This is a genomic window from Moorena sp. SIO3H5 (assembly GCF_010692395.1).
Classification (GTDB): domain Bacteria; phylum Cyanobacteriota; class Cyanobacteriia; order Cyanobacteriales; family Coleofasciculaceae; genus Moorena.
Window position 1 is genome coordinate 1 of record NZ_JAAHHS010000003.1, and the last position, 24,489, is coordinate 24,489.

Consider the following 24,489-nt stretch of genomic DNA (forward strand, 5'->3'; position numbering starts at 1 on the left):
TCTTTCTCTACTACTTTCCCAAGTCGTTTGATCATTTTGGCGTTAAAAACCTGGTGCCGATACTTGGAGGTTAACACCAGATGGGCTTTTAGAACACTTACTGATCGTCATGCCTGAAAGGAAATCACTTGTCATTGCAACATTTTCGGAATATATACTACAATTAGTGTATCCTTGTTTATAATAGTCACAAATCAGGGAGATGAAATACACTTACCAGTACAAAGCATTTCTAACCACCGAACAAAAGCTAGAATTAAATTTCTGGTTAAGAGTTTGTCGGTACTGGTATAATCGTCAGCTCGGCGAAAGGTTTGACTGGTGGGAACGCCATAGAACTGCGGTAAACTCTTGCCCATTGATATGTCATCTCCCTGAACTGAGAGATCGTCCTAGCTACTATAGTCAAAAGAAGTTGTTGCCAGGACTTAAGCATAGTGAAATCAGTGTGAACTGGTCAGGAGAGAATCTGGAATTTTCGCGGGTTCCTGCCAATACTCTCCAGGAAGTATGTAAACGTGTAGATAAAGCTTTTGAGCGATTTATTTCTGGGGATAAAAATAACAAAAGAAGTGGGAAACCTCGTTTTAAATCTCACGCTCGTTATCGTTCATTTATTGTTGAAGGAGCAGGATTAAGCCTACACTCCTGTTCAGTTGGGGGGAAATTTATTTATCTAAAAATACCCAAGATAGGCTTAGTAAAAATTCGCTCTCACCGCCATATCCCGGATGGTGCAATCCTGAAGCAGGTGCAATTCATCAATAAAAATGATGGATGGTTTGTAAATCTGAAACTTGATGACCCTACTGTTCCCAATACTCCTTCCGAAAAAATCATCCCTAATTGGGATAATTCCATGGGCATGGACGCGGTACTCCAATGGGATCATTACCTTGCCACTTCTGAAGGAGTTAAGCTTCCATCAGTAAAGTATTTGCGGGGCAACCAAGCTAAATTATCAAAGATTTCCAGAAATAAAAATGAACGCAAACGTGGGAGCAAAGCACGTCGAAAGCTAGCAAAAAGAGAGGGAAGGGTACATCAACAAATTGCTCGCGCCAGGAAAGATTTCCAGTACAAAACTGCTCACAGTTTGATGAGAACAGGCAAAAAGGTATTTTTTCACGAAAAATTAAACCTAAAAGGGCTAACTAGGCGTAACTCCCCTAAGCCAGACAAAAGTGGAAAATATTTACCTAATGGCCAATCGGCAAAATCTGGACTCAACCTAAGTTGGGCAGATGCCGCTTTTGGTGAGTTCTTTTTGATTCTTGGTCACATAGCTGAAAAAGCTGGAGCCATAGTAATCTCAAAGAATCCTGCTTATACTTCTCAAGTATTATCCTATCGAGATCAAGTAATCTTCACTGATTGTAGTATCCGAGAATATTGGGATGAAATAGAAAACCTCTGGGTTGATAGGGATATTAATGCTGCTATAAACATCAAGAGAGTGGGGCTGGACGTGTTCCCCACTATAAAACGCCGTAAAGGTGCCATTGTAGTAGTTGGTTCTACTACAGATGATACCTCTAAGGAAGTTCTACGCATTCTTCGGAGTGTCTGAGAAGCCTACACCATACCTGTAAAGGTTGGTGTGGGAGCGTCACTGATAGATAATTTGTATATGAGGCAACATTTTGCTTCACAATGAGTAAAGAAGCACGTAAGGAGTACTCCGAAAATGCTGGCATACCTCTTGGCGTTGGTTATAGCTCTTGGTAGCTCTGTCTTTTACCTAGCTGCCTTCTTTTTACCAGAGGTGCATCGTAAATATGACTTTATCTGGAGTGGAGTGGGATTATTCTACGCTCTAGTGTTATGGATTTGTGCTGGACGCATTACTGGCGGCGTCTTAATCGGTCAAATTGCGGGTGTATCGTTGGTAGGCTGGTTGGGTTGGCAAACCTTGACCTTGCGACGAGCCTTGATACCGATTGACCAACAAACCCCTATCCCAAGTCAAGCTGAATTGATCGCCAAGATTCAAGAAATACTGCCAATTGAGTCATTAAAAGGGCTACTACCTAAAGTAACTGGCTTTATTGGCAATCTTTTGGGCAAACGCCAAAACTCAGGCCGAACTCCTGGTGTACCGGCAGATACCACCATGGCGTCGCCCACCGAGGAAACTAATCCCAAAACTGCCCAACCAAGCTCTGCACCGGATGAAGCAACTACGGTAGAATCCACTACCCAAGCAGCGGTCTTAGAAAAAGAAGAGACTAAAACCTCAGATTCGGCTGAAACGACTCCCCCTAAAATAGAAACCCCCCAACCACTAGCAGTGCCTAAGGAAGACTCACCTCCCGCACCGCCAGAGTCAAGTCAGGAGCCAGAGCAGAAACCAGAAGCGATCGCACCAGAAGCGATCGCACCAGAAGCAAAAGCCCCACCACCTCCTAATCCCAAGGCCGGGAAAAAATCTCAGGAGCCAGAGCAGAAACCAGAAGCGATCGCACCAGAAGCAAAAGCCCCAACTCCTCCTCCTAATCCCAAGCCGGTAGAAAAGTCTAGCGCAACACAAAATCCGCCCCCAGCTCCAACTCCCAAAAAACCGATTCCTAAAAAATCCGACAATCCTTCCGAGGAAAGTTGAAAGAAAGTTGAAGGTTGGCGAGATGGTTGCCCATAATAAGACGGGTATGTATATATAGATATATATCCTTTGTTGACCGTTGATTGTTTAATTTTGCCGTAATGTTGAATGTAACGACGAGCGCAGTAAACACTCAGCGGTTAGCAGCTTAACTTGGGTTATAGCAATCTAATCAACTGATCTACTAGAATTTTGGCTTCAAACCTGTGACAGCATCCAAAAGCTATAAAGATACGGTCAATCTGCCCAAAACTGAGTTTAATATGCGGGCAAACGCTATCAAGCGAGAACCAGAACTCCAAAAGTTTTGGGCAGAGCAAACTATTTACGAGCGCCTGTCACAAAATAATCCTGGCGAGATTTTCGTGTTGCATGATGGTCCTCCCTACGCCAACGGCTCTCTGCACATGGGTCACGCCCTTAATAAAGTACTCAAGGACATCATAAATAAATACCAACTGCTGCAAGGTCGCAAAGTGCGCTATGTGCCTGGTTGGGACTGTCATGGCTTGCCCATTGAGCTGAAAGTCTTGCAAGCTATGAAGCTAGAGGATCGTCAAAAGCTCACTCCGCTAAAACTCCGCTGGAAAGCGAAGAAATTTGCCCTGAAAACAGTAGAGCAACAAAGCAAAGGTTTCCAGCGCTATGGGGTATGGGGAGACTGGGAAAATCCTTACCTGACTCTAAACCCACGGTACGAAGCGGCTCAAATTGGGGTCTTTGGTCAAATGGTCTTGAAGGGCTACATCTACAGAGGCCTGAAGCCAGTTCACTGGAGTCCCAGTTCTAAAACAGCCCTAGCGGAAGCGGAGTTGGAATATCCCGAAGGTCACACCTCCCCAAGTATCTATGCCGCTTTCCCAATGACTAAGGCAGCGCCAGGGATAAAGGAAATCCTAGACCCATTTTTGCCAAATCTTGGTGTGGCGATCTGGACTACGACTCCCTGGACAATCCCTGGGAATTTGGCAGTAGCCGTTAATCCAGAACTGACCTATGCGGTAGTCGAAGGTGCTCCGGAAACTAACCAATCCCAATTCCTATTAGTAGCAGCGGATTTGGTGGAAAGACTATCAGCTACTTTAGAAACTCCACTTACCGTCAAAACGACTGTTAAGGGTGAGGCGTTGGAAAATTGTACTTACCAACATCCCCTATTTGAGCGGGAAAGCAAAATTGTGATCGGTGGGGATTACATCACCACGGAATCGGGTACAGGTTTGGTTCACACGGCTCCTGGTCATGGTCAAGAAGACTATGGTGTGGGTCAGCGTTATGGCTTACCTATCCTTTCTCCAGTAGATGGGGATGGTAAGTTTACGGCAGAGGCCGGACAGTTTGCTGGATTGAATGTACTAAAGGATGCCAATCCAGCCATCATTGATGCACTGAACACAGCTGGATCATTGCTGAAAGAGGTGCCCTATGTTCATAAATATCCTTACGATTGGCGCACTAAAAAGCCAACTATCTTTAGAGCCACAGAACAATGGTTTGCTTCAGTAGAGGGATTCCGGGATGAAGCAATAAATGCGATCGCATCCGTAAAATGGATACCTGCCCAAGGACAAAACCGGATTACCCCGATGGTAGCGGATCGTTCCGATTGGTGCATTTCCCGCCAACGGAGCTGGGGTGTACCAATTCCGGTATTCTACGACGAAGAAACTAACGAACCCCTGCTCAATGAAGAAACCATTGCTTATGTCCAAGGGATTATAGCTGAGAAAGGTTCCGATGCCTGGTGGGAACTATCCGTAGAGGAATTGTTACCAGAATCCTATCGTAATAATGGTAAGACCTACCGCAAGGGTAACGATACCATGGATGTCTGGTTTGACTCCGGGTCCTCTTGGGCAGCTGTGGCCGAGCAACGGGAAGAATTACGCTATCCGGTAGATATATACTTGGAAGGCTCAGACCAACACCGGGGTTGGTTCCAGTCCAGCTTACTCACCAGTGTAGCCAGCAATGGCTATGCCCCCTACAAAACTGTTTTAACCCACGGCTTTGTACTAGATGACCAAGGGCGCAAGATGAGTAAGTCTATAGGGAATATCTTGGAACCAGCTATCATCATCGAGGGTGGTAAAAACCAGAAAAAAGAACCCCCCTACGGCGCTGATGTACTGCGATTGTGGGTATCTTCTGTAGACTATTCCTCAGATGTTCCCATCTCTCAGAGTATTCTCAAGCAGCTAGCCGATGTCTATCGCAAAATTCGCAATACATCCCGTTTCCTACTAGGCAACCTTCATGACTTTGACCCAGCTGAGCATAGGGTGCCTGTTCAGGAATTACCGGAATTAGACCGCTACATGCTGCACCGGATAACAGAGGTATTTGAGGATGTAACTGATGCCTTTGAGAGTTATCAATTCTTCCGCTTCTTCCAGAGCGTGCAGAACTTCTGTGTAGTAGACCTGTCTAACTTCTATCTGGATATTGCCAAAGATAGACTCTATATCAGTGCTCCCAACTCACCACGGCGGCGTAGTTGTCAGACAGTGCTACAAATAGCACTAGAAAATTTAGCTAAAGCGATCGCACCTGTACTCTGTCACATGGCAGAAGATATCTGGCAATACCTCCCTTACCAGAAATCCCATGAATCCGTGTTTGAGTCAGGTTGGGTAAAATTAGACGAGCAATGGAAAAACCCTGAACTAGCGCTGTCTTGGTCAACCTTGCGCACCATCCGCACAGAAGTAAATAAAGTACTCGAAAAAGCCAGAGCCGAAAAGATGATTGGCTCATCTCTAGATGCTAAGGTCTTGCTTTATGTTAAAGATAAACAATTAAAGCAGCGCCTGGAAGCCATGAATCCTTCCGATAGCCTGAGTGGAAATCAAGTGGATGAATTGCGCTATCTCCTGTTAGCCTCTCAAGTAGAATTAGTAGATTCCCCAGAAGCCATAGAAACAGCACCCTATAGCGCTGAATCAGACACTATAGCCCTAGGGGTAGTCAATGCAGAAGGCATAAAATGCGATCGCTGTTGGAACTACGGATCTAAAGTTGGTACAATTGCTGAGCATCCTACCCTCTGCGAACGCTGTAATGCGGCCTTAGCTGGTGACTTCTGAAGTGGCTTGTTAACTGAGTTGTGAGCTATTAGTGATTGAAAAATTGCTAAGGACGGTTAGCACTATTAGCCAGATCAGGGATTAGAGTTTGAACAGTAATCCCTGATCTATTCCATAGTTTTAATCGCCTCAAGCTTAAGCAAAAATTCTTCTGTTAACTTGAAGAACGCTTTAGAGCCAGCAGAATTAGGATGAGCGATAACTACAGGACTAAAACTATCTACGGCTTTAGCAACATTAACATCCATGGGAATACGAATTTGAAAAATTTGGTTGCTATCGAAATCGTTATCAACTCGCCTCATCACTTGCCTATAGTACCTACCCATCAGTCCACCGCCTGACAAAATAAAGATAATCCCCAACAGGTGTAAGTTAAGAGGACTGTCTTGCTTATGACTTTCTTTGAGCCTGGCAATCCGTCTTTCTAGGAGTTGAATCCCTACAATAGATAAAGGTTCTGGTCTAGCTGGTAGCAGATAGAAATCACTAGCCACAATGCCACTGCGAGTCAAAAGATTGTAGCCAGGAGCGCAATCTAAAATAATAAAGTCATAATTAGGGATAATCGGCTCTAATATTCCTCTGATTAATAGACTTTCAAAGCGACTCCAAACCTTACTAAATTCCACCTCCCCTTCCTGAATAGATTGCTTATGGAGTAGATCAGAAACTACATATTCATCATAAAGCTCAATATCTCCTGGTAATAAATCCAATCCTTTGATATTACAATTATCAGTTTGAATAATATCCTCAATTGTTAAGCGACTGCGATAGCTAGGTTTAGTCACTTTGTCAATTAACCGACTTAATGTCCGCCTTCCTTTTCTAGCTTTAGCAAATGCTTGGGGCTGCATTAAGCTCAAGGTTCCACTAATTTGGCTATCTAAATCGACTACTAATACCCGCTTATTATGATTTTTGGCTAAGCAAGTCGCCAAGTTGACGGTAAGGGTGGTTTTGCCCACACCACCTTTCATATTAACTGTACTAATAACTAATCCCATTGATTAACGTGATCTTGCCATGACACTATTTATTATCATTAAGTATTATCGGTTACTAGGCAAGAATTCTGATCGATTACGATAATTTACCCTTGGGCAGTCCGCAATCATCCAGTAAGTTATCGAGAGTTACACTGGAATCGTCGGTTGAATCCTCAACTGATGTCATCGTTTTGTATCGTGGTGATTCTATTAGAGAATTCAGTTGCCAGAGCCAGATTTGTTTTGTATCCTAACTAAATACCCCCCAAAATTGGGGGGATTTCAGCTAGGGAAAAGGTATTTGGAGAAAAGTGAACTGTTATAAAACCTTTTCCCTTCTCTTTTTTAGACTAATCAGAAACCAAGGGTTTCTAAACTTCCCTTGGGAAGATTTTTAGATAATGTTAGTGAGATTGATGGTTAGATTTTCCGCGTTTTCCTTTGAGCATGGAAGCAGCACCAAAGGCACCAAATACTAACATACCCAATACAGAGGTAGGCTCGGGAACTTTAACACCACCATTGATGAAGAATAATGTCCGGTCATACACCTTGTCACCAACTTGTCGCCCTAACTGTCTGCCGAATAGATCTCCATCATCGAAGTGAATTCCACCATAGATCCGAGAAATACCAGCTTCATCAGCAGCATCGGAAAATGTCTCCCAAAATAGGGTGACTTCATCCGTGGGAGTCAAACCAGGTTCAAAACGAGAGGCACCAGGGGCAAAGGTTACTGAATTGCCGAACTCATCACTACCGGTAAATAGCTTGAAAATCTCAGCTGCAGAAGCACTGAAAGCACTATGTCCTGAGGTGAATTCCGCAAAGGGAGGGGATGGATCGGCACCAGGAGTTTGGTAGGTAATGAAATCACTGGCTAATAGCCTGATCGTTCCTACTCCTGGTCCACCATAGGATTCGATGGCAAAGCCTCCCAGCTCCTCATCGAATTCACCAATTAAGCCCAGCTCACCCAGTTCACGAATCGCTCGGACGGGACGAGTATAGTCGTAGAAGACTTTTGCTTCCCAAGTCGCAATACCGGCATCCAAAACTGCATTCCCCAGACCAAAGTAAAGTTGGATATCTTCATCTAGGGTTTGGTCATCCCGTTCTGAGACGAAGGAACCAAAACTCATCCAAGTTCCAGGAGGGTAGGGAGTGCCAGAGGGGTCTTCCCAAAACTCAGCTACTAGTTTTTGCTCATCGGTGAGATTAGCGCTAGCCTCAATGACACGCTCAGCTTGTTCGATAAACCCAGGGTTAACAACGTCAGTATTAACCTCCCCGTCTTCGTTAACCAGACTAACCTCTGTACCATCCTCAAGAGTAACGGTACGCTCCTCCCGATTCAGAGTACCCTCTACTAGCAGAAAAGGTTCTGGTGCTGGTGGTCGAAATTCAGACCCAGAGTTCAAGGCAAAGGGAGTAACATTTCCCCACTGGGGAGTCAGAAAGCGTTGTAGTCTGGCATTGGGGTCGCCAATTGGTACTCGTTCTGGTGTCCAGCGAGTGATATCGACTACGTTATCGGAACTGTTCAGGGGCTGATAGCCAGTGGTGTCGGAATAAGGAACACCAAGTGTACCCCTCGGGTCATCCCCTAACTGGTTGGAACCATCCTGACGTCGGAATTCCAATAAACTGTTGGCTACTGTGTTACCAACTTGGGTAGCAGTAGGGATAGAAGCAGACTCGCTAGCAAGCGATGAAGCGAAGCTTCCGCTTGCTAGCGAACGCAGATCACTCAGAAGGGCATCGAAGGAAGCAACTTCAGAAGGAAAAAGGTCCGAGAGGACACTATGAGCCGCATAGCTAATCGCTAGGGACTTATTTTCCAGGGTGTTTTCAATATCAGGACGTTGCAGAGTATCCCCAAGAGTAGTACTAATCGGCGTTCCTTCATAAGCCGACCAGGCATCGTACATGGCAGTACCCAAGATGCCATAAGCCCGGGAGGCTCCTGTTGGTCCCAATGGCGGGTTATTTTCTACTGCCCTTAAGGCTTGATCCACCCAGAGATTAGCGCTGTTGTCTAGTGTTAGCTCTATGGCTTGTGCTGGTAAACCCAGGGATAGCCCTGCGGTTGTTACTCCAATGGTTAGGAGCGACGATAGATGCTGTCGTTTTTTCAGCCCTTGATGATGAGCCGAAAATAAATTTTTCATATTTACACCCGTGACTGGTTGTTTTTCAAAGATTGAATGGTAGATTGAAAGATAGCCAAACGTTCCGATCGGATTGATTACTTAGGAAAAAGCAATAATTCAGATCAGGTCGTCTCGCTAATTTAGGAGAAAATTTAGGATAAATAGTCTCCTGATAACACTACAGGTAAAAACACGAAGGTCTTGTCGTTGAATCAAGTACCAAAACAGACTAGCTACTCTGGCCATAAAGCCAGAAGCTCTTTAGATCTGGTTGATCAATCAGATTGTTTACTTGATACATAAGTCAACATTTTTGCCTGGAGTTCAATCTCTCATTTATCATCGGTACTTTCAGGTACAATGTCAATTGTCATCCGGAAAATTACTGATAACTTTAAAAAAGTTTCACAAACAATATCTGTATTTTTACTAGCTTCACAAAAAAATGCTTAAAAAAAATAATAATAGTTATGATTATAATTAAGGCGGCTAGGGTAAACTGCGACACAATACCGACCATGATTAGCTTAATCCAGCAAAGACTAAAACCATTGCTATATCAGGTTTCCTGCTTAAATTGTTAGCCATTATTAATCAGTTTATTTTATTGATTAGATGTGGCCAACTATGATGATCACAATCTTCACAAATTAGTCTAGTATTGTAACAGTGAAAATCCCTGGTGATTTTCACTGTTACTGACTATTACCAGGGATTTTCACAAATATTCAGTTTTTTTACCTAATTTTAACAATTTTCACAGAGTTACTATTTTGTTTGATTAATAACTCCCCCATTTTGATCCAGCTTGCGAAACATTTATTAACACGATTAAAGCATTGATATTCCGTGTCATGGTCGCAAACTATTTTATAGTTTTGTAACGTAATCAACGGCAGAATCGGTGTTTTGGATATTAACTTATATGTAGTTATTTATTCAGCAGGATCAATTTTGGGGTAATTTCAGCTAGGGAAAAGGTATTTGGCGAAACATGAACTGTTATGAAACCTTTTCCCTGTTCTGGTTGAGCTTTATTGACCTGAATAAGTAACAAGCTAAATTTATCATTGAACCTTGGACAAGACAGGTTTAAGCGCTAACCACTACTCGTCCTACAGGACGAGCCACACAAGTCAAAATCATCCCTTCCTGCCGTTCCTCGTCTTCCAAAGCGTCAGGCTCATCATCATACTCTACTTTCCCTTCTAGAAGCTTGCGCTTACAAGCACCACAGGCTCCCATCCGGCAACCGCTTGGTAATGGTACCCCTTCTTGTTCCGCCACATCTAGGATCACATCCTCAGCATCACAGCTGACCTCTTTTCCAGACTCAGCAAATACCACAGTGGGTTCATTAGAGGTTGATGGTGATTCTACTAAGTGTAGTCTAGGACGATCTTCCCCTTTTACTGGTGCAGGAGTTGTTGCTGCTGCTTTCTTTTTTGAGGGCTTTTTGCCGCCAAAGCTCTCTTCATTGTAGTTTTCCATCGGGAAGTCTAGACCGGCTAGCATCCCTTTCACCCCTGCCATAAAGGGATTCGGACCACAGACATAAACAATGCGATCGCGAAAATCAGGAGCCATCTGTTCCAGCATGGCTTCATTGAGTCTGCCGGTATAACCAGACCAAGCTTGATCAAGTTCTGGGCGAGTCATGGTAATCGCCAGCTTAAAATTAGGGTACAAAGCTGCCATCAACTGTAATTTCTGATGGTATATGATGTCTTTTGGGCTACGAGCACTGAAGACAAAGACAACATCCACATCAGCACCGGTATCACAAAGCCATTTGGACATGGACATCATCGGGGTAATGCCACTACCTGCTGAGATGAACAGCAGTTTATCAGCCCTATGGTCAGCACAGGTAAATTTACCCATTGGACCATTTAATCTCACCTCGGACCCGACTTTAATGTTGTCGTGCAACCAGTTAGACACCAAACCCGCTGGCAGATCAGGAGCGTCTGGTGGTGCTGGAACTCTCTTGACAGTAATTTCCAACGTATGAGGACGTGAGGGAGACGAAGAGATGGAGTAGGAACGCTTCACGGGTTTGCCATCAATCTCCAAATCGAGAGTGACAAACTGACCTGGCTTGTAGCTGAAGAGTATTGGTGGTTCCGCCACAAAGCGGAATGTTTTTACATCATCGGTCTCATCAATGACCTGTACACAGCGGACAGTAATCTCACCCTTAGTCCACTGCTTTATGCCAGTGCTATTACCATCTACCAGGTTGGCTTCCTGACTAGAACCATAGAGCTGTAAGTCTTTGACCAACAACACAAATTCACCGATGCGGATAATGTCATCTTCTTTCAGGAGCCAGTTTTGGTTAACATCTACCTCCTCATTATTGATCCGAGAGCCATCGGTGCTACCGAGGTCAGTAAAGTAGTACTTTCCTCCTTGACATAGAATTCTGCCGTGTACACGACTCACTACAGGACTATCCAAGACTAGGTCACAACTTGGATGGCGGCCAATCAGATACTCTCCTTGAATTCCAGTTTCCGGTTTCAGGGTTTTTTCCTGTAACTCGTTGGTTTGGTAGTTGATGACTGTAGTCGTAAGCATGTTTTGTGTCACTCCAAATTACCGAACTAATGGGTCAATTGCATCAATTGCTGAAATTTATGAAGGGATTGTCCATTGTGAGTTCACAATTCATCTCAACTTGTCTTCATTGGTAGTACCCTTACCCTTGGCCTGAGCCACTAGTAAGTGTTTTATAAGTGTTTTACTAGTGGCTATATCTTTATCAGCCTCTTTTTTTTTTTTTATGAAAAATTCTCTTTTTTTTTTCGGTATATCCTCCTCGTCTCACCCTTTTGAATGTACTATTTTGGAACACCTTGGACTAGTCATGATCAACTCATTGATTTTCATCTTTGCGGTCTTTTAGCAGCTTGGTGCGCTTATCAGAACGATTCTGCTTGCGGGATTCCCTGAGTATAGTGCGTTGATTAGAAGTACTAGTCTTCTTGTGCTCTTTGATGGTGCTCAGTACTTTATAAGGGTCCTGTCGATAATGGGGATACAAGATCGGTAAGTTTTCTTGCTCTTTACCAAGTTCTTCTAAAACCTGATAATGTTGCTGATCGTTGATACCCAGTTCATCCCGGATCTGCTGGAGAACCTCGAGACTACTAGCGGAATTCACATGTCCAGCTTGAATCGCTTCTCTTAGCACCCCTTTGTATACCCCCAAGCGGTATTGTTGGTTAGCACCGGGTAGGGTTTTAGCCAGGATGTGTAATTCCTGAGGTTTGAGATCATCCACGGAACGACCTTCCAGAAATTCCGAGAAGTCCAGGGGTAGCTTCTTGAGTTGACGGCGCAATTTGTCGGCCAAACTTTCTTGGGTATATTGATGGGAACTACGACCCCAAGTTTTATAAAGCCATAAGCTGCTCACCAGAATCACTACACTCTGAAACAGGAATTGCAGTATAACAGGGAAGCGATTAATTTCGGGACGACCCCCGTAGATGAAGAAGAAGTTAAAGGCAATAAAGCTACAAATGGAAAAGACTCGGTGCAATACCTGCTCGTGAGTGATAGACTTATTTTTTCGCCACAGAGCCGCTTTGTATAGCTTCTCTAGCTTGGTACAAATTACACAACTGAGGGCCACAAAGACAACAAAGGTAAGAGGAGTTGCCACCAGTTTAGGAATCGCAATCGGGTGATTCATGATGTAAAACCCTGGCTTGAAAAGCGCACCTAACTGATTTTCTTCATGGGTCCAAGCCCCAGACAGGTAATAATCGAAGTTTCCTGCATACAACCAGTAGTAGACGAAATAGCCAATCACCATGCCTAAATAACCGTATTGGACTAATTTCCGGCCAGGCTTAGTCAGTTGTTGCCAGTAGGCTTTTTCGGAATCGATATCCATACAAGGGGACTTACAACTGATACAAGCACTTTTTTCTTTACTTGTGGTCTCGTCTACGGTGCGGCACATGGACTGGGTAATGGTTTTTGGTGGTGCGTTGTGAGCTTCAGTGCCAAGCAATCCCCGTGGTCCAGTAAATACCATCTGAACCATGCCAAATGGACAGACATAATGACACCAACTTCTGCCACCATAAAGGAATACCATCATAATGGCGGATACGATAGTTAAGCTCAGAAACAAACCCAGAACCAAGCGGTCAGAGTTAACAAATAGAATCCGACAGTTCAACCCGATAAAGAAAATGGCAAACTGCACATATAAATGGTTACGAACTAGCCAGGGATTTTTGCTGATATCCTTCTGTGGCTGCAATCCCAACGCTCTCGGAATTTGGGACAGAAAGTAAAGTGGGCAAATGCGTCGCCAAGTCTCATGACCAAACACTAAAACAATCATGATGGCGCTAGGCACAATCATGCCCCAAAACAGTCGCGCTCCCAAGGCATAGGGTTTTTCATCTAGGCATACTCCCTGGACTAGAACACATGGCTCTCGGGTGAGTATGGGATCCCGAAACAGGCTCAATAGATTATCAGGATCAGTTAAATTGTGTGAGATCGGGTCATAAAACAACGAGAATATTAATATTAGCCAACTAATCGCTAGCACCCAACGGACTCGGTGCCAACTTTGTTCCGGTACCTTTGACAGCATCACTTTAACCCCCTTTTGCTCCATTGTGGGAAACCAGTTCAGGTATTGCCAGTACCCGTTTGGGTACTTCCTCACAGCTAGCACCAAAACCAATCCTAAGGATGAGCATTACCTTTCTTTGGGCATAATCTGCTCTATAAGACTAGCAAGAGTTAGGTCAACTCTGTTGAGCTTGGGTTTGTTGGCAACCTAACCAATACCATTGGTTTTTAGTACCAATTAGTTATCTGGTTGAGTCCATACCTTTTATGCAGTTTCCGAATTACTTATCTTCTGGTTGAGTCCATACCTTTTATGCAGTTTCCGATTTTTCTACATAACAACACAAAAATAACCCAGATGCTTCTAATCTGACTGTTGGGTAGACATAGCTCTACTTGTTGTCAGAAAGAGAATTGCTTGGAATTGTTCAAAAGTACTCTTAGCTATACCTGATGGGGTTGGGTAAGTTAGCTTTGTACCAATTATTATGAATAGGCTGATATAGTCATTGAAACTTATATTGAGACAACTCTTTATTGCTATTAAAGGGTTTCAGCCCCAACATGGTTCCATTGTTATTTGAAATGACTATAGTTTAGGTAGAGCTTTTAAAAAAGCTCTCGATGCTCTCTCTGTTGTCTCAAATCAGCACAAACTGCTCCCATTGGACAGCGGTATTGGGGAAATTCCCTCGCTCACCCTCTCATCAACATCGGTGTAACTAGATTTTACCAATAGGCCTAACTAAACTAGGCATCAATCACCACTTAGGCGCTTTGCTAGTTAGGATAGCTTGGGCAACTCCTTAATTGAGGTTATAGATGGATCTCAACAGCTCCCAGGAGTTAATCCACAAACTAACCGAATCTTGACGGCGAATCATCATATGCACCCTTATGGTTATCTGACTAGAGGACTTTAATGGCTTATTTCCCTCCACAGATAGTTTATCAGATTAATATAGAAACTTTACTAAAAATTTGTATAAATTTGGGTCAATCCACGGGTTTACCCAACCCATGTAGCTGGAATTATTTGCCAGTAAGGGATTCAGGAATATCTTCTCCCTTGGGCTTTGGCTTGGTGATCATCAGCATTCGCATCAAAGCGGGACGCGCGTCCATGGCATCTTCACAATCTTGAAGTGTAAAGCCCCCCAATTCCCAGTTTTCCTAAGCCTGGAAATGGGAATCACGAATAATTAACTAAGTGGTGCTCGTTCTCTCGATTAGTTGTAGCTGTTGATACCAATAATTGATAATTTAGTATCTAGTCATACTCAAACTGCTGGTATGGTAACTTTCATTACATTAGAGGAATCAAAATAATGATCAATAAATCAAAATAATGAGCGCCAGAATGGGCGCTTTTTGGGTTTAAGGGTATCGGTATTGTCCTGACTAACTGTCTTGTGATCAGCCTCTAGACCTAATTTTGGAGAGTTGGACTTTGGGGATTTTCGATTAGAAATGTTTTTACCCAACTGCCAGTCATTGTCAGCCTGCAATAAAACATAGGTAGCCACATTTTCAATCTGCTCGTCAGTCAGCTTCTTATTGAAGGAGGGCATAGCGTTTTTCCCATTGGTTACCTGGGTTTTAATGCTTTCGAGGTCATACATCTTGTATCGTTTCAGTACAGGTTTCTTCAAGGTTTTATTGGCCATAATCACGTTATTGCCACCGATATGACAAGCAGCACAATTTTGAGTAAAAACCTGAGCTCCCTGATCGGCATCACCAGCGAAGGCTGGACGTTCTAGAGCAAATGTAAACCATACCGTAGCAGTCAACAGGATTGATAGCAGCTTCTTCAAGGGTATTCTCCTTCTGATCAAACAAACAGCAGGCTACAGAGTGGCCTATAATTATTCCCTAGAATGACTGTAAGCCCATTAATAACCGCTGTCAAACCTAAGAAGCAAGACAAGACTATAAATAAAGGAAGCAGACCGACTAGATACCATACACGAAAGCCTGGCGGCTCTCAACTTAATACACTATTAATCAGTTTTAGAACCAAAATTACCTTAAAATTAACCCAAAATCAACCACTAATCTATGAGTCCTCTACCCCATCATCGCCCTAAACAACTATCCCTAGGTCCATTGGAACGAGAAATCTTGGAGATCATCTGGGCATTAGGTTGCGCTACTGTCAAAGATGTCCATGAACAGATTTTGTCTGACCCAGATCGGGAATTAGCTTATGCTTCAGTGACCACAGTGCTACGCCGCTTGACCCAGAAAGGTTGGCTCAGTTGTGATAAACGACAGCGTACCTTTTTATGGAGACCCTTAGTGTCTCGCCAAGAAGCTCATGTACTCGCAGCCCATGACCAGCTCAATCGCTTTTTAGCCGTAGGCAATCCAGATGTAGTTGCTGCTTTTGCCGATAGCTTAGATGCAGCCAGTGTAGAACAAATTTCTGCGATCGCACAACGACTGCAAGCCGCACGTCAAAGGCGGAAGGAGGTAAAATAGTGCATTTTGTAATGATAATAGCAGCATTAGGGCTGGCTTGCTGGCACAGGCACACAAGCTACCCACTCCCAGGGAGTTGTCCCAGGCTCTGGCAACAGGTACTAGTGCAATTTCTTGCTCCACCTCTACTCCTGCTAACCACTGCTTTGGCTGTCCTATGTATGGGGCCAAAGGGACAAATGATCGGGTTACGCACCGACTGGCTCAGCTACTGTCTAGCGCTAGGATTTCTGGGTTGGGGACTAGTGTTGTGGCTAAAGTCAGCAAAGCTTGGTTGGCAGTCTTTGCAAGAAATTCGTTCCTTACCCCAAATTTGCTTAATAAATGGGCAATGGGAAAGGGTTGAAAACTGTCCTGGCTTGACTCCAACCCCTGAATCCCTAGCTAGTCAGGGTCAATTGGCTCGTCTTTTAGACACTCCCATACCCTTTATTGCTCAGATTGGCTTTTGGCAACCCGAACTTTTGGTCAGTCAGGGACTATTAGAAACTCTCTCATCGGAACATCTAGAGGCTGTTATCACCCATGAGCAAGCTCACCACCATTACCGAGATACCTTCTGGTTTTTCTGGCTAGGGTGGATTCATCGAATTACTGCTTGGTTACCAAATACAGAGTCATTGTGGCAAGAACTATTGAGTCTACGAGAAATCCGTGCTGACCATTGGGCCGCTAAACGGGTCGATGCCCTATTGTTGGCAGAATCACTGTTAACTATGGTTAGCAGTCCGATGATTACTACGGAAAATTGCTGTGCTCCCTTTAGTAGACCTGTTCCTCCCAGCCGTTTCCAACAGAGAATCGATGCACTGTTGACAGAGCCAGAGTCTGCCACTGGTACTAGCTCCTGGAATTACTCCTGGAATTGGAGTTGGTTGTTATACGTATTATTACCCCTATTGGTTGTACCATTTCACCAATAAAATTAAGGGCTACAGGCATTACCACAGGCATGTTTGCCCCAGGGAAAGGAAAAAAAATATTTTTTTTGTCTTGACGTCGCGACATAGTGATGTAAATATATAAATATATCGCGACAAAAGGAACGAACACAGAAAACACTTAAGTAAAACACTTAAATAAACCCTCTAAGTGTAGTAACTACCTAAGTGTATTAACCAGTGTATTAACCCATTGTCATGATATCACGATATACCAATAGAAGTATATCGTGACAAAATGTGCCAAACTTATAAGAGGACAATCAAAATGTTGCTCTCTCCCGAGCTAGAGGACAAGGACATTGGTTCACAAAAAGACAGATCCCCGGTATGCATTACTGCGAGGACATATTCCAAAACATCTACTAAAGCGCTTCCGCAACTACTGTGTCGAACACGAGCTTGACTACAGTGAAGGGCTAGAAGATACGCTGACTCAATTTTTTCAGTACCTAGACAGCAGCCAACTATTAGCAGTTCCAGCACAAACGTCTACCATTGCTGATCTAATTCAGGGCTGGGACTTAGAAGAACTATCACGATTAAGTGAAGTTAGCGTTGAAAATCTGCAAGCCATTTTGGAAGGAAACCGAGCCACAGATGATGACTTGATTGGTTTGGGTGTAGTGCTATGCAAGAACAATGGTGAACCTTGGACAACGGATGAGTTAGTGGAGATTCGCGATCGCTGTTTCTACGGTTTTCCAAAATTGTCTAGCAACAACGAGTTGCCAAGGATTCAATAACCGTATTGCGGGCTAACAACTGCCAATGGTTATTGCTATCAGAGGGGATGTTTTAGACAAATTATCGTTTTTTGAAGCGATTTTTGGCTAAAATCAATCCTGCCAGTTACTGTACTATGGAAGCCGTCGGTTACTTAAATCACCAACCATAGAAGTTAGCCATAGTCTCCGTTTGTCCGGTTTAACTTGCTTAACAGCAACACTCACAAATCAGCGTGTCATTTTAGGTTTCAGTCTTCAACAATGGACAATTTCTTTTTCTCAGGGTGCCATCTATCAGTTACCACCGAGAGTTTCAATATTGAAGCTCCATCACGATTAGCGGCTTATGCTCTAAGGCGACATGCTAGTGAGCTGGCTGTATCTGCTCAAAAACTCAGGCTCCAACGGGCTATTGTATCTTGGCCCGGATGCGAGCGACCTTACCAAATTCCCACCTCCATACTCAGGAGCCAGATAAAGATGACCGGACCAATACGCCAAGACGGAACCTATTTGCTAGGAGCAAACTACCTTCGTGTTAATGATTTTATCAAAGAAAAGCGTGAAGAAGGTCGGATTGTAGTAATTACGTCAATGTGGAATGATGTTTGCTTACATACCAATGACCTACTTGCACCAGAACGAGGCATTCTCCAACCCCATCAGTGGACTGGCTTTAATTATCGGTACTTGTGGCGTGATAGTCGCGATGATTATAACGAACTAATTGATCGATTGACTCGGGAGCGTTACATTCCCAAATTCCAGTACACACTGAGGCGTCCCGATGGCACATTAGGCCGCTATGAGACCGATTATTACCTGGTAGATGATTATTTGAACGTACCAGTGCGCATTGGTGTCAGCAATGTCAATGCTTGGGAACTGATATCAGAACCGTTAGCAAGTTAGTTTCCATTTAGTTTCCATTTTCTATCAGCCATAACTCACCACCAAGACTCAAAATCGTTGATCCTGTTACCTAGGTAAGCGGCTTGGCGCTTAAGGATTGACGTTGGCCTAAAGGCCACGCTAGGCGAATGATTCGCGCTCGGGAACAATAAGGTATTACCTGACTTAATTGACCGGTCAATTAAGTACGCTCATTGAATAACTCCGAGGCGCTCATCTAATGGTCTACTTGAGCTAAGTAGCCAACAGCGATTTATTTCCCTAAAATTGCCAACAAATAACTATGCAAAACCAATCAATTAATTCGGTGCCTTCTGGCAATCATAACTGTGAAGCCAGCACTAGTGGTTTGGTGAATTATCCAACTGACAATCATAATGAAAAACAGCCGATAGTAAGGGGAGGGTATATTTTTGCTCTGATTGTGGCGATGATTTTGGGATTCCAGTCACTGGAAGCTTCCTATGAAAGAGTAAATGGTGAGGAAAATATTTCTTTTGCTACCAAGTCGGCTCCTTCTAGTCTCGTAATGGGTGGGTTAACCTTGATTGGCTTGGGGCTAGGTATTGAAATTGATAAATCTACAATCTCTTCCAAAAGCAAAGGAATAATTGAACTGCTAGTAAGTTACTATATGGATGAAGAGGATTAATATCATCTATAGTACCATCAATTAACGTACTGATTAGTCAAGACTTATGGTTTAGTTAGTTGTTTAGTTAGTCACCGGTTGAGTTCTAATTTCATGTCTGAAGACTATATCAGCTATCTATCTCAGCTATCTATTATCTATCTCAGCTGTATATCTCAGCTATCTATATCAGCTATCTATCTCAGTTATCTATTATCTATCTCAGCTGTATATCTCAGCTATCTATTATCTATCTCAGCTATCTATCTCAACTAGAAGACGCTGCTGACTAGTTTGCAATTAGTCAATAGCATTTATTCAGGGTTGCCAACACCTTTACAAAGGGTGTTAAATCTACTACTACTTCTAAAATTAATTGTATGACTGTCCTAGATTATTATAGTAAACTTGACTCTAGAAAGCAATGGCTACACATAACTAAACAATGGATACAAGGGGTTATAGGAAGAAAAATAGAACAGTACTATACGCCTCTAGTGATGCGACAGCTGCCAGGAAAAGGCTGTAAGTTGTTGCTTCTGGAAAGAAACACACCGGGAGCTGTCAGCACATGGCGATTTAACTGTGAGCTGCTGCAAAGACAATACATGCTAATTACTCTAGATAACCTAGCAGATTTAGATAGATATTTTCAGAGAAGCAATCGCCAAAGAAAACCAGGTAACACCAAAAGAGAAATTGTTAATTTACCGATTAGTAACGTCTCTCATCGCATCGGTATTAGCCTAATTGACCCCTTCAAAAACCAAGAGTGGATTGGGGTATGGGATTTAAACCTAATCGACGATTGGTCAACTTATCACGCAGAAGATTATAAGGCAGAGCAACTAGTGTTATACCTCGGTCGTCGCCTGATTAGTTCCTATGAGTTTATGCCCGACTTTTTTGAGCAACAGATTACAGAAAAGCGATGGTGGCAACAGCGTATTATGACTTTGTGTAAAGCAGATTTTACCAAAGATCACGATGTTAATCTTACACCACTGTCAGAAACAAAACCAGTGTCAGGAACAAAACACAGGTCAAACTTAATAGAGTTCAGAAGAAAAGTTGGATGAGCTGTACCAGTTAACTAGGTTAACCTAGTTAACTGGTACAGCACTCAGGAACTGATTTATTACTGACGCTTAACGGTTGAGGGTTGAGGGTTGACACTTAACCCTCAACAGCGAGAAAGATGGTGAGATCCCTTTCAAGTCAAGCCAGTTCGATACAGATGGCTCAAAGCTCTTGTAGTTGTCTTGGCTACATGGTATAAAATGCTACAGATTTCAAAAACGGGGTGTGTTCAGGAGTGATTGCTCAGTCAGCTGCGGTTGACTGGTGCAGAAGCAATCGCTCCTGTTTTTTTTTTCTGATAGAACTTACGAAGTTTAGTTGGTTTTGCCCCTCTAACCCCCCTTGCTATGTCTGACCAATGTGGGTGTTCGGTGATCCAGTATGGGTAGTGAGCCATGCGCTAGAGTAGGATAGATAGGGTAATTGAGATTAATTAACGGCGTAAGGAACGCCGACAAAAGGATGAGCTCTTGGCGCGATCGCTTAAATAAATTTGGTGGCAAAACTAGATTTGTAGTTTTTCGTTTGTTTGTACACTTAGCTGGTTCAGAAGTAACACCCTTGTTGGGGGTACTCAATCGTGCGGCACGGGAAGCCGTTGAATCAGATGGGGATTTGAACGTATTAGGGGAAGAACTGGTAGCAATTTGTCAAAACCTGCTACAGCTGCAGATCTACTGGCAATCCGCAGGGAATGAAGGGGATGTCTTCTGGAAGGAAGGAGAAGCTGGGGACTACGTTAATGAACTGTTTACTGACTCAGCTGGGCGCTATCTGTCTGAACCAGATTTCACTACACCCTTAGCTGACAACGAACCTTTATCCATACCTGTGACCCAAAACGTAATTGTTATGATCACAGTAGCCTACGAAGGGGAAGTTCCTGAACTAGAAACTAACCTAGCTAGTGTTGAGTACCTCGAAGCAGGTCTAAAGGCTTTGATTAATCTCCACTATCAGGAAAGTTTGCAAGCTATCCAGGTTCACTTCTCTCCAGCACAGTTGGGTGACGAACTGACTGATGAGCAAATTTTACTTAATTTCCCGGAACTGATTCCCCTGTAATCAGCATAAAATAGGTTAACTAAATATAGTGTTATAGTTTTCACTATCAGGTGATGGGGTGATGGGGTGATGGGGTGATGGGCAAGACGAACGGAAAATCTTCCCCAAATTGTCTTATTAAAAATTAACTAGCCCTCACGCAAAGCGCGATTAGATCAGCGCGATTGGACAATAATGATTTAAGAGAACAATAGTGATTTAAGAAAACTTTTTTAAGTATATGTTACGTACAATTGCGATTTTTGTTCTATCTCTAACCCTATGTTGGACTACAGTAGGGTGTGGTTCTCCTAACTCAAGCCAAGTTTCCCTGAATCGGGGTGGGAATACATCCTTTACTCCGACTCGGTTGAGTGATGGAAAATATCCCGTACAACAGGCTACCTACGATGATGTCAATGGGGTATATACCCTAATGGTACTCAATACTCCTGCGGGTAGTCCGCCAGTTTTTCGCAGCCAGGATTTGCAGATGGCACGTCTGACTGATGAGCAGGTCGCTGCTGGGGAAAATACTTATCTGAGTATTGATGACAATCAGCCGGTGATGTACCTTACCGAAGACTTCCGGATTGAATATGTTCACAATGTTACTGAGAATAGACCTAATCCTCAAACTGGTCAACAAGAAACAGTAATCGTGCGTCAGCAATCCAGTTTCTGGGCTCCGTTTGCTGGTGCGTTGGCTGGTCAAGCTATAGGTAGCCTACTATTTCGACCTCAATACTATGTTCCACCGGTTTATCAACCAGGAGGAGTTTTAACTGGTTATGGTGGGTATGGTAACAGCTATAGTCAAGCAGTGAAGCGATATGAAACACGGTACCAATCACCGCCACCCGTGGTTAAAAATACTCGCTCTTTCCGCACTACTGGTAGCTTAAGAAAATCTCCTACAGCTAATCAAGCCACTACTCGTAAAGCCTCACCCAACACTAATCGCTCCACAGGAAGTGGTTTTGGTTCAAGTCAGTTACGCACCTCTAGTCCATCTAGTGCTCAGAAAGCCAAACCAAGAAGCAGTGGTTTTGGCAGCACGAATCGATCACGTTCTGGCTTTGGCAGTAGTCGTGGTGGTAGTCGTTCCTTCAGACGCCGCCGCTAGTTTTAAGGCCCCTTAAAATATCCTTAAAATACATTAAGAAGCTTCTAAAGTCTTTAGAAGCTTCTTATTTTGCTGAACTATCAGGTTAGTTTGTGATTGACTAGGATAACCTGACTACTATAACTGGGGTGCTAGGATTCGAACCTAGGAATGGCGGGACCAAAACCCGCTGCCTTACCGCTTGGCTACACCCCATTGATTCCACTCCTACGATGATAACAGATCTGAGTGGGAATATGTCAAGTATTTTTTTGGATTATTTTTTCTGTGTTTGGGTGAAAGGGGGATTGGGGGTGATGGGTTGATGGTCACCGGAAGGTTGGCTACAGTTAACTAAAATCTCCAAAAATCTATCATAATATTGTAATATATGTTAGATTAAAACCATGGTACTCGTTCCACTCCGTAAGGCGGTCGAACTTACGGGACTCTCCAAAACCACTCTGAGGAAGTATGCAGACAATGGCACCATTAAATGCGAAAAAACCCCAGGAGGAACAAGATTCTTTGACACCGAAAGCTTGCTCAGTCTCGGAAGAAGACAACACAGTGATCCAGCTACCATCTGTTACTGCCGAGTCAGTAGTAGTAAACAATTTGACGACCTCTCTAAGCAAGTCGCATACATGCACTCCCTCTTCCCGGAGGCGGAAATCATCAAAGACATCGGATCAGGACTCAACTACAACAGAAAAGGTCTTAAAGCCATACTGGAACGACTTATGTGCGGAGATCAGCTCACAATTGTTGTTGCCTGTAGAGACAGACTTACCCGATTTGGGTTTGAACTCTTTGAGTACTTGGTCAGTATCAACGGTGGAAAAATCTTGGTTCTCGATCAACCTGAAAGTTCTCCAGAAGCAGAACTTACCGCAGATCTTCTCTCGATCATTCACGTCTTCTCCTCTCGTGTCCACGGACTCAGAAAGTACGGTTCAAAAATCAAAAAAGATCCGGATATTCCTCAACGCTGAGCAACGTGGGATTGTACGCAAATGGTTTGGAGTGTCCCGTTACGTTTTCAACAAAACCGTCAAAATTCTTGAAAATGGCGAAGTAAAGGCTAACTGGTTTTCCATTAAGACTAGCATATTGAATGACCTTCCCGAGTGGTGTAAAGCAGTACCTTATCAAATCAAATCTATAGCGATAAAGGATGCCTGCACCGCTGTCAGGGAGGCTAAAAAGAAGTACAATTTGACAGGAATTATAAATCGAGTCCGTTTTAGATCTCGTAAAAATCCTGTTCAGTCTTGCTATATTCCTAAATCCGCTGTTTCAACTAAAGGAGTTTATCACAAAAATTTAGGAGAGCTTACTTTTGCCGAGACGCTCCCGGACAATATTGGGGATTGTAGACTGACAAGCACCAACGGGGACTATTATTTGACAGTCCCCCACAAGACCACTCAGACAAAAACCGAAAACCAAGGCAGGGTAGTGGCCTTAGATCCTGGCGTTAGAACATTTTTGACATTTTTTAGTCAAGACTCTGTTGGTAAGATCGCAAATGGAGATTTTTCTAGGATTCAGCGAATTTGTTCTCATCTCGACAACCTCTTGTCAAAAATAAGCAAGGCAAGAGGGAAGCAAAAACGTCGAATGAGAAAAGCTGCGAGACGAATAATCATCAAAATCCAGAATTTGATCAACGAGTTACATCACAAAGCTGCCAGATTTCTAGTTGATAATTTTGACGTGATCCTACTCCCTAGTTTTGAGACAAAGGAAATGACCAAAAGAGGGAGTAGGAAAATCAGATCTAAAACAGTTCGGAATTTACTTTCTTTTGCTCACTATCGATTCAAGCAGTTCCTAAAGCATAAGGCACAAGAGACAGGCAAGGTAGTGGTTGATGTTTGTGAAGCTTATACCAGCAAAACTGTTAGCTGGACTGGGGAACTAGTCAAGATTGGTGGCAGTAAGACTATCAGATCAAAAATTGATGGCCAGTCGATGGACAGAGACATCAATGGCGCTCGCGGGATATTCCTGAGGGCTTTGGGAGATACCCCCTGGCTGAGAAATCAGCTTGCATTGGCGAGCTAGAGTTTACCTTTGGTAGATTCTGGTAGCTAAAAAGTATCGGAAGAGAAAGAGACCTT

General features: G+C 43.4%; 18 protein-coding genes, 1 tRNA gene and 1 pseudogene. 13 read left to right on the top strand and 7 right to left on the bottom strand.

Annotated features, from left to right (window positions below):
- Nucleotides 1–89, bottom strand: a pseudogene (locus F6K52_RS00775) (IS200/IS605 family transposase); the annotation flags it as partial.
- A gap of 113 nt (nucleotides 90–202) precedes the next feature.
- On the opposite strand from F6K52_RS00775, the gene F6K52_RS00780 reads away from it, so the two are divergent.
- The 3 genes from F6K52_RS00780 (at nucleotide 203) to ileS (ending at nucleotide 5,688) form a co-directional block, all read left to right on the top strand.
- Nucleotides 203–1,570 (top strand): transposase, encoded by a 1,368-nt coding sequence (locus tag F6K52_RS00780; protein ID WP_293072639.1) that lies wholly within the window; start codon nucleotides 203–205, stop codon nucleotides 1,568–1,570.
- Between the two features lie 117 nt (nucleotides 1,571–1,687).
- Nucleotides 1,688–2,602: a Ycf66 family protein gene (locus F6K52_RS00785; protein WP_293072641.1), complete on the top strand. Its 915-nt coding sequence runs from the start codon at nucleotides 1,688–1,690 to the stop codon at nucleotides 2,600–2,602.
- A gap of 206 nt (nucleotides 2,603–2,808) precedes the next feature.
- Nucleotides 2,809–5,688, top strand: coding sequence for an isoleucine--tRNA ligase (gene ileS, locus F6K52_RS00790; protein ID WP_293072643.1), 2,880 nt, complete (start codon nucleotides 2,809–2,811; stop codon nucleotides 5,686–5,688).
- Nucleotides 5,689–5,795: 107 nt separating this feature from the next.
- On the opposite strand, the gene F6K52_RS00795 is transcribed toward ileS, so the two are convergent.
- The 5 genes from F6K52_RS00795 to petJ all read right to left on the bottom strand — a co-directional run bounded on the left by F6K52_RS00795 (nucleotide 5,796) and on the right by petJ (nucleotide 15,255).
- Nucleotides 5,796–6,698, bottom strand: a complete 903-nt coding sequence (locus F6K52_RS00795; RefSeq protein WP_293072644.1) for a ParA family protein — start codon at nucleotides 6,696–6,698, stop codon at nucleotides 5,796–5,798.
- 386 nt (nucleotides 6,699–7,084) lie between these two features.
- Nucleotides 7,085–8,851, bottom strand: coding sequence for a vanadium-dependent haloperoxidase (locus F6K52_RS00800; protein WP_293072646.1), 1,767 nt, complete (start codon nucleotides 8,849–8,851; stop codon nucleotides 7,085–7,087).
- A 1,074-nt stretch (nucleotides 8,852–9,925) separates the two neighbouring features.
- On the bottom strand, nucleotides 9,926–11,416 hold the full coding sequence (locus F6K52_RS00805) for an FHA domain-containing protein (RefSeq protein WP_293072648.1): 1,491 nt from the start codon (nucleotides 11,414–11,416) through the stop codon (nucleotides 9,926–9,928).
- Nucleotides 11,417–11,714: 298 nt separating this feature from the next.
- Nucleotides 11,715–13,481, bottom strand: a complete 1,767-nt coding sequence (locus F6K52_RS00810; protein WP_293072650.1) for a 4Fe-4S binding protein — start codon at nucleotides 13,479–13,481, stop codon at nucleotides 11,715–11,717.
- Nucleotides 13,482–14,778: 1,297 nt separating this feature from the next.
- Nucleotides 14,779–15,255 (bottom strand): cytochrome c6 PetJ, encoded by a 477-nt coding sequence (gene petJ / locus F6K52_RS00815; protein WP_364415447.1) that lies wholly within the window; start codon nucleotides 15,253–15,255, stop codon nucleotides 14,779–14,781.
- A gap of 244 nt (nucleotides 15,256–15,499) precedes the next feature.
- Here petJ and F6K52_RS00820 point away from each other — a divergent pair, with 244 nt between their 5' ends.
- The 8 genes from F6K52_RS00820 to F6K52_RS00855 all read left to right on the top strand — a co-directional run bounded on the left by F6K52_RS00820 (nucleotide 15,500) and on the right by F6K52_RS00855 (nucleotide 22,384).
- Entirely contained in the window at nucleotides 15,500–15,922 is a 423-nt protein-coding gene (locus tag F6K52_RS00820; protein ID WP_293072652.1) for a BlaI/MecI/CopY family transcriptional regulator, read from the top strand.
- Nucleotides 15,922–16,845 carry a M56 family metallopeptidase gene (locus tag F6K52_RS00825; protein ID WP_293072654.1) on the top strand — a complete coding sequence of 308 codons (924 nt, stop codon included), beginning with the start codon at nucleotides 15,922–15,924 and terminating at the stop codon, nucleotides 16,843–16,845. Before F6K52_RS00820 ends, F6K52_RS00825 begins: the two co-directional genes overlap by 1 nt.
- A gap of 320 nt (nucleotides 16,846–17,165) precedes the next feature.
- On the top strand, nucleotides 17,166–17,609 hold the full coding sequence (locus F6K52_RS00830) for a hypothetical protein (RefSeq protein WP_293072656.1): 444 nt from the start codon (nucleotides 17,166–17,168) through the stop codon (nucleotides 17,607–17,609).
- 243 nt (nucleotides 17,610–17,852) lie between these two features.
- On the top strand, nucleotides 17,853–18,503 hold the full coding sequence (locus F6K52_RS00835) for a hypothetical protein (protein WP_293072658.1): 651 nt from the start codon (nucleotides 17,853–17,855) through the stop codon (nucleotides 18,501–18,503).
- Nucleotides 18,504–18,786: 283 nt separating this feature from the next.
- A complete protein-coding gene (locus F6K52_RS00840; RefSeq protein WP_293072660.1) occupies nucleotides 18,787–19,155 on the top strand; it encodes a hypothetical protein in 369 nt (122 codons plus the stop codon).
- 359 nt (nucleotides 19,156–19,514) lie between these two features.
- On the top strand, nucleotides 19,515–20,213 hold the full coding sequence (locus tag F6K52_RS00845; protein WP_293072662.1) for a hypothetical protein: 699 nt from the start codon (nucleotides 19,515–19,517) through the stop codon (nucleotides 20,211–20,213).
- A gap of 463 nt (nucleotides 20,214–20,676) precedes the next feature.
- Nucleotides 20,677–21,279 (top strand): DUF1517 domain-containing protein, encoded by a 603-nt coding sequence (locus F6K52_RS00850; RefSeq protein ID WP_293072664.1) that lies wholly within the window; start codon nucleotides 20,677–20,679, stop codon nucleotides 21,277–21,279.
- A 220-nt stretch (nucleotides 21,280–21,499) separates the two neighbouring features.
- Entirely contained in the window at nucleotides 21,500–22,384 is an 885-nt protein-coding gene (locus F6K52_RS00855; RefSeq protein ID WP_293072666.1) for a hypothetical protein, read from the top strand.
- Between the two features lie 123 nt (nucleotides 22,385–22,507).
- On the opposite strand, the gene F6K52_RS00860 is transcribed toward F6K52_RS00855, so the two are convergent.
- Nucleotides 22,508–22,579 (bottom strand) — tRNA-Gln (locus F6K52_RS00860).
- Between the two features lie 191 nt (nucleotides 22,580–22,770).
- On the opposite strand from F6K52_RS00860, the gene F6K52_RS00865 reads away from it, so the two are divergent.
- Both F6K52_RS00865 and F6K52_RS00870 read left to right on the top strand, forming a co-directional pair.
- Nucleotides 22,771–23,358, top strand: coding sequence for an IS607 family transposase (locus F6K52_RS00865; protein WP_293072668.1), 588 nt, complete (start codon nucleotides 22,771–22,773; stop codon nucleotides 23,356–23,358).
- Nucleotides 23,294–24,433 carry a transposase gene (locus F6K52_RS00870; protein WP_293072670.1) on the top strand — a complete coding sequence of 380 codons (1,140 nt, stop codon included), beginning with the start codon at nucleotides 23,294–23,296 and terminating at the stop codon, nucleotides 24,431–24,433. The genes F6K52_RS00865 and F6K52_RS00870 overlap by 65 nt, the downstream gene beginning before the upstream one ends.
- The last annotated feature ends 56 nt before the right edge of the window (nucleotides 24,434–24,489 follow it).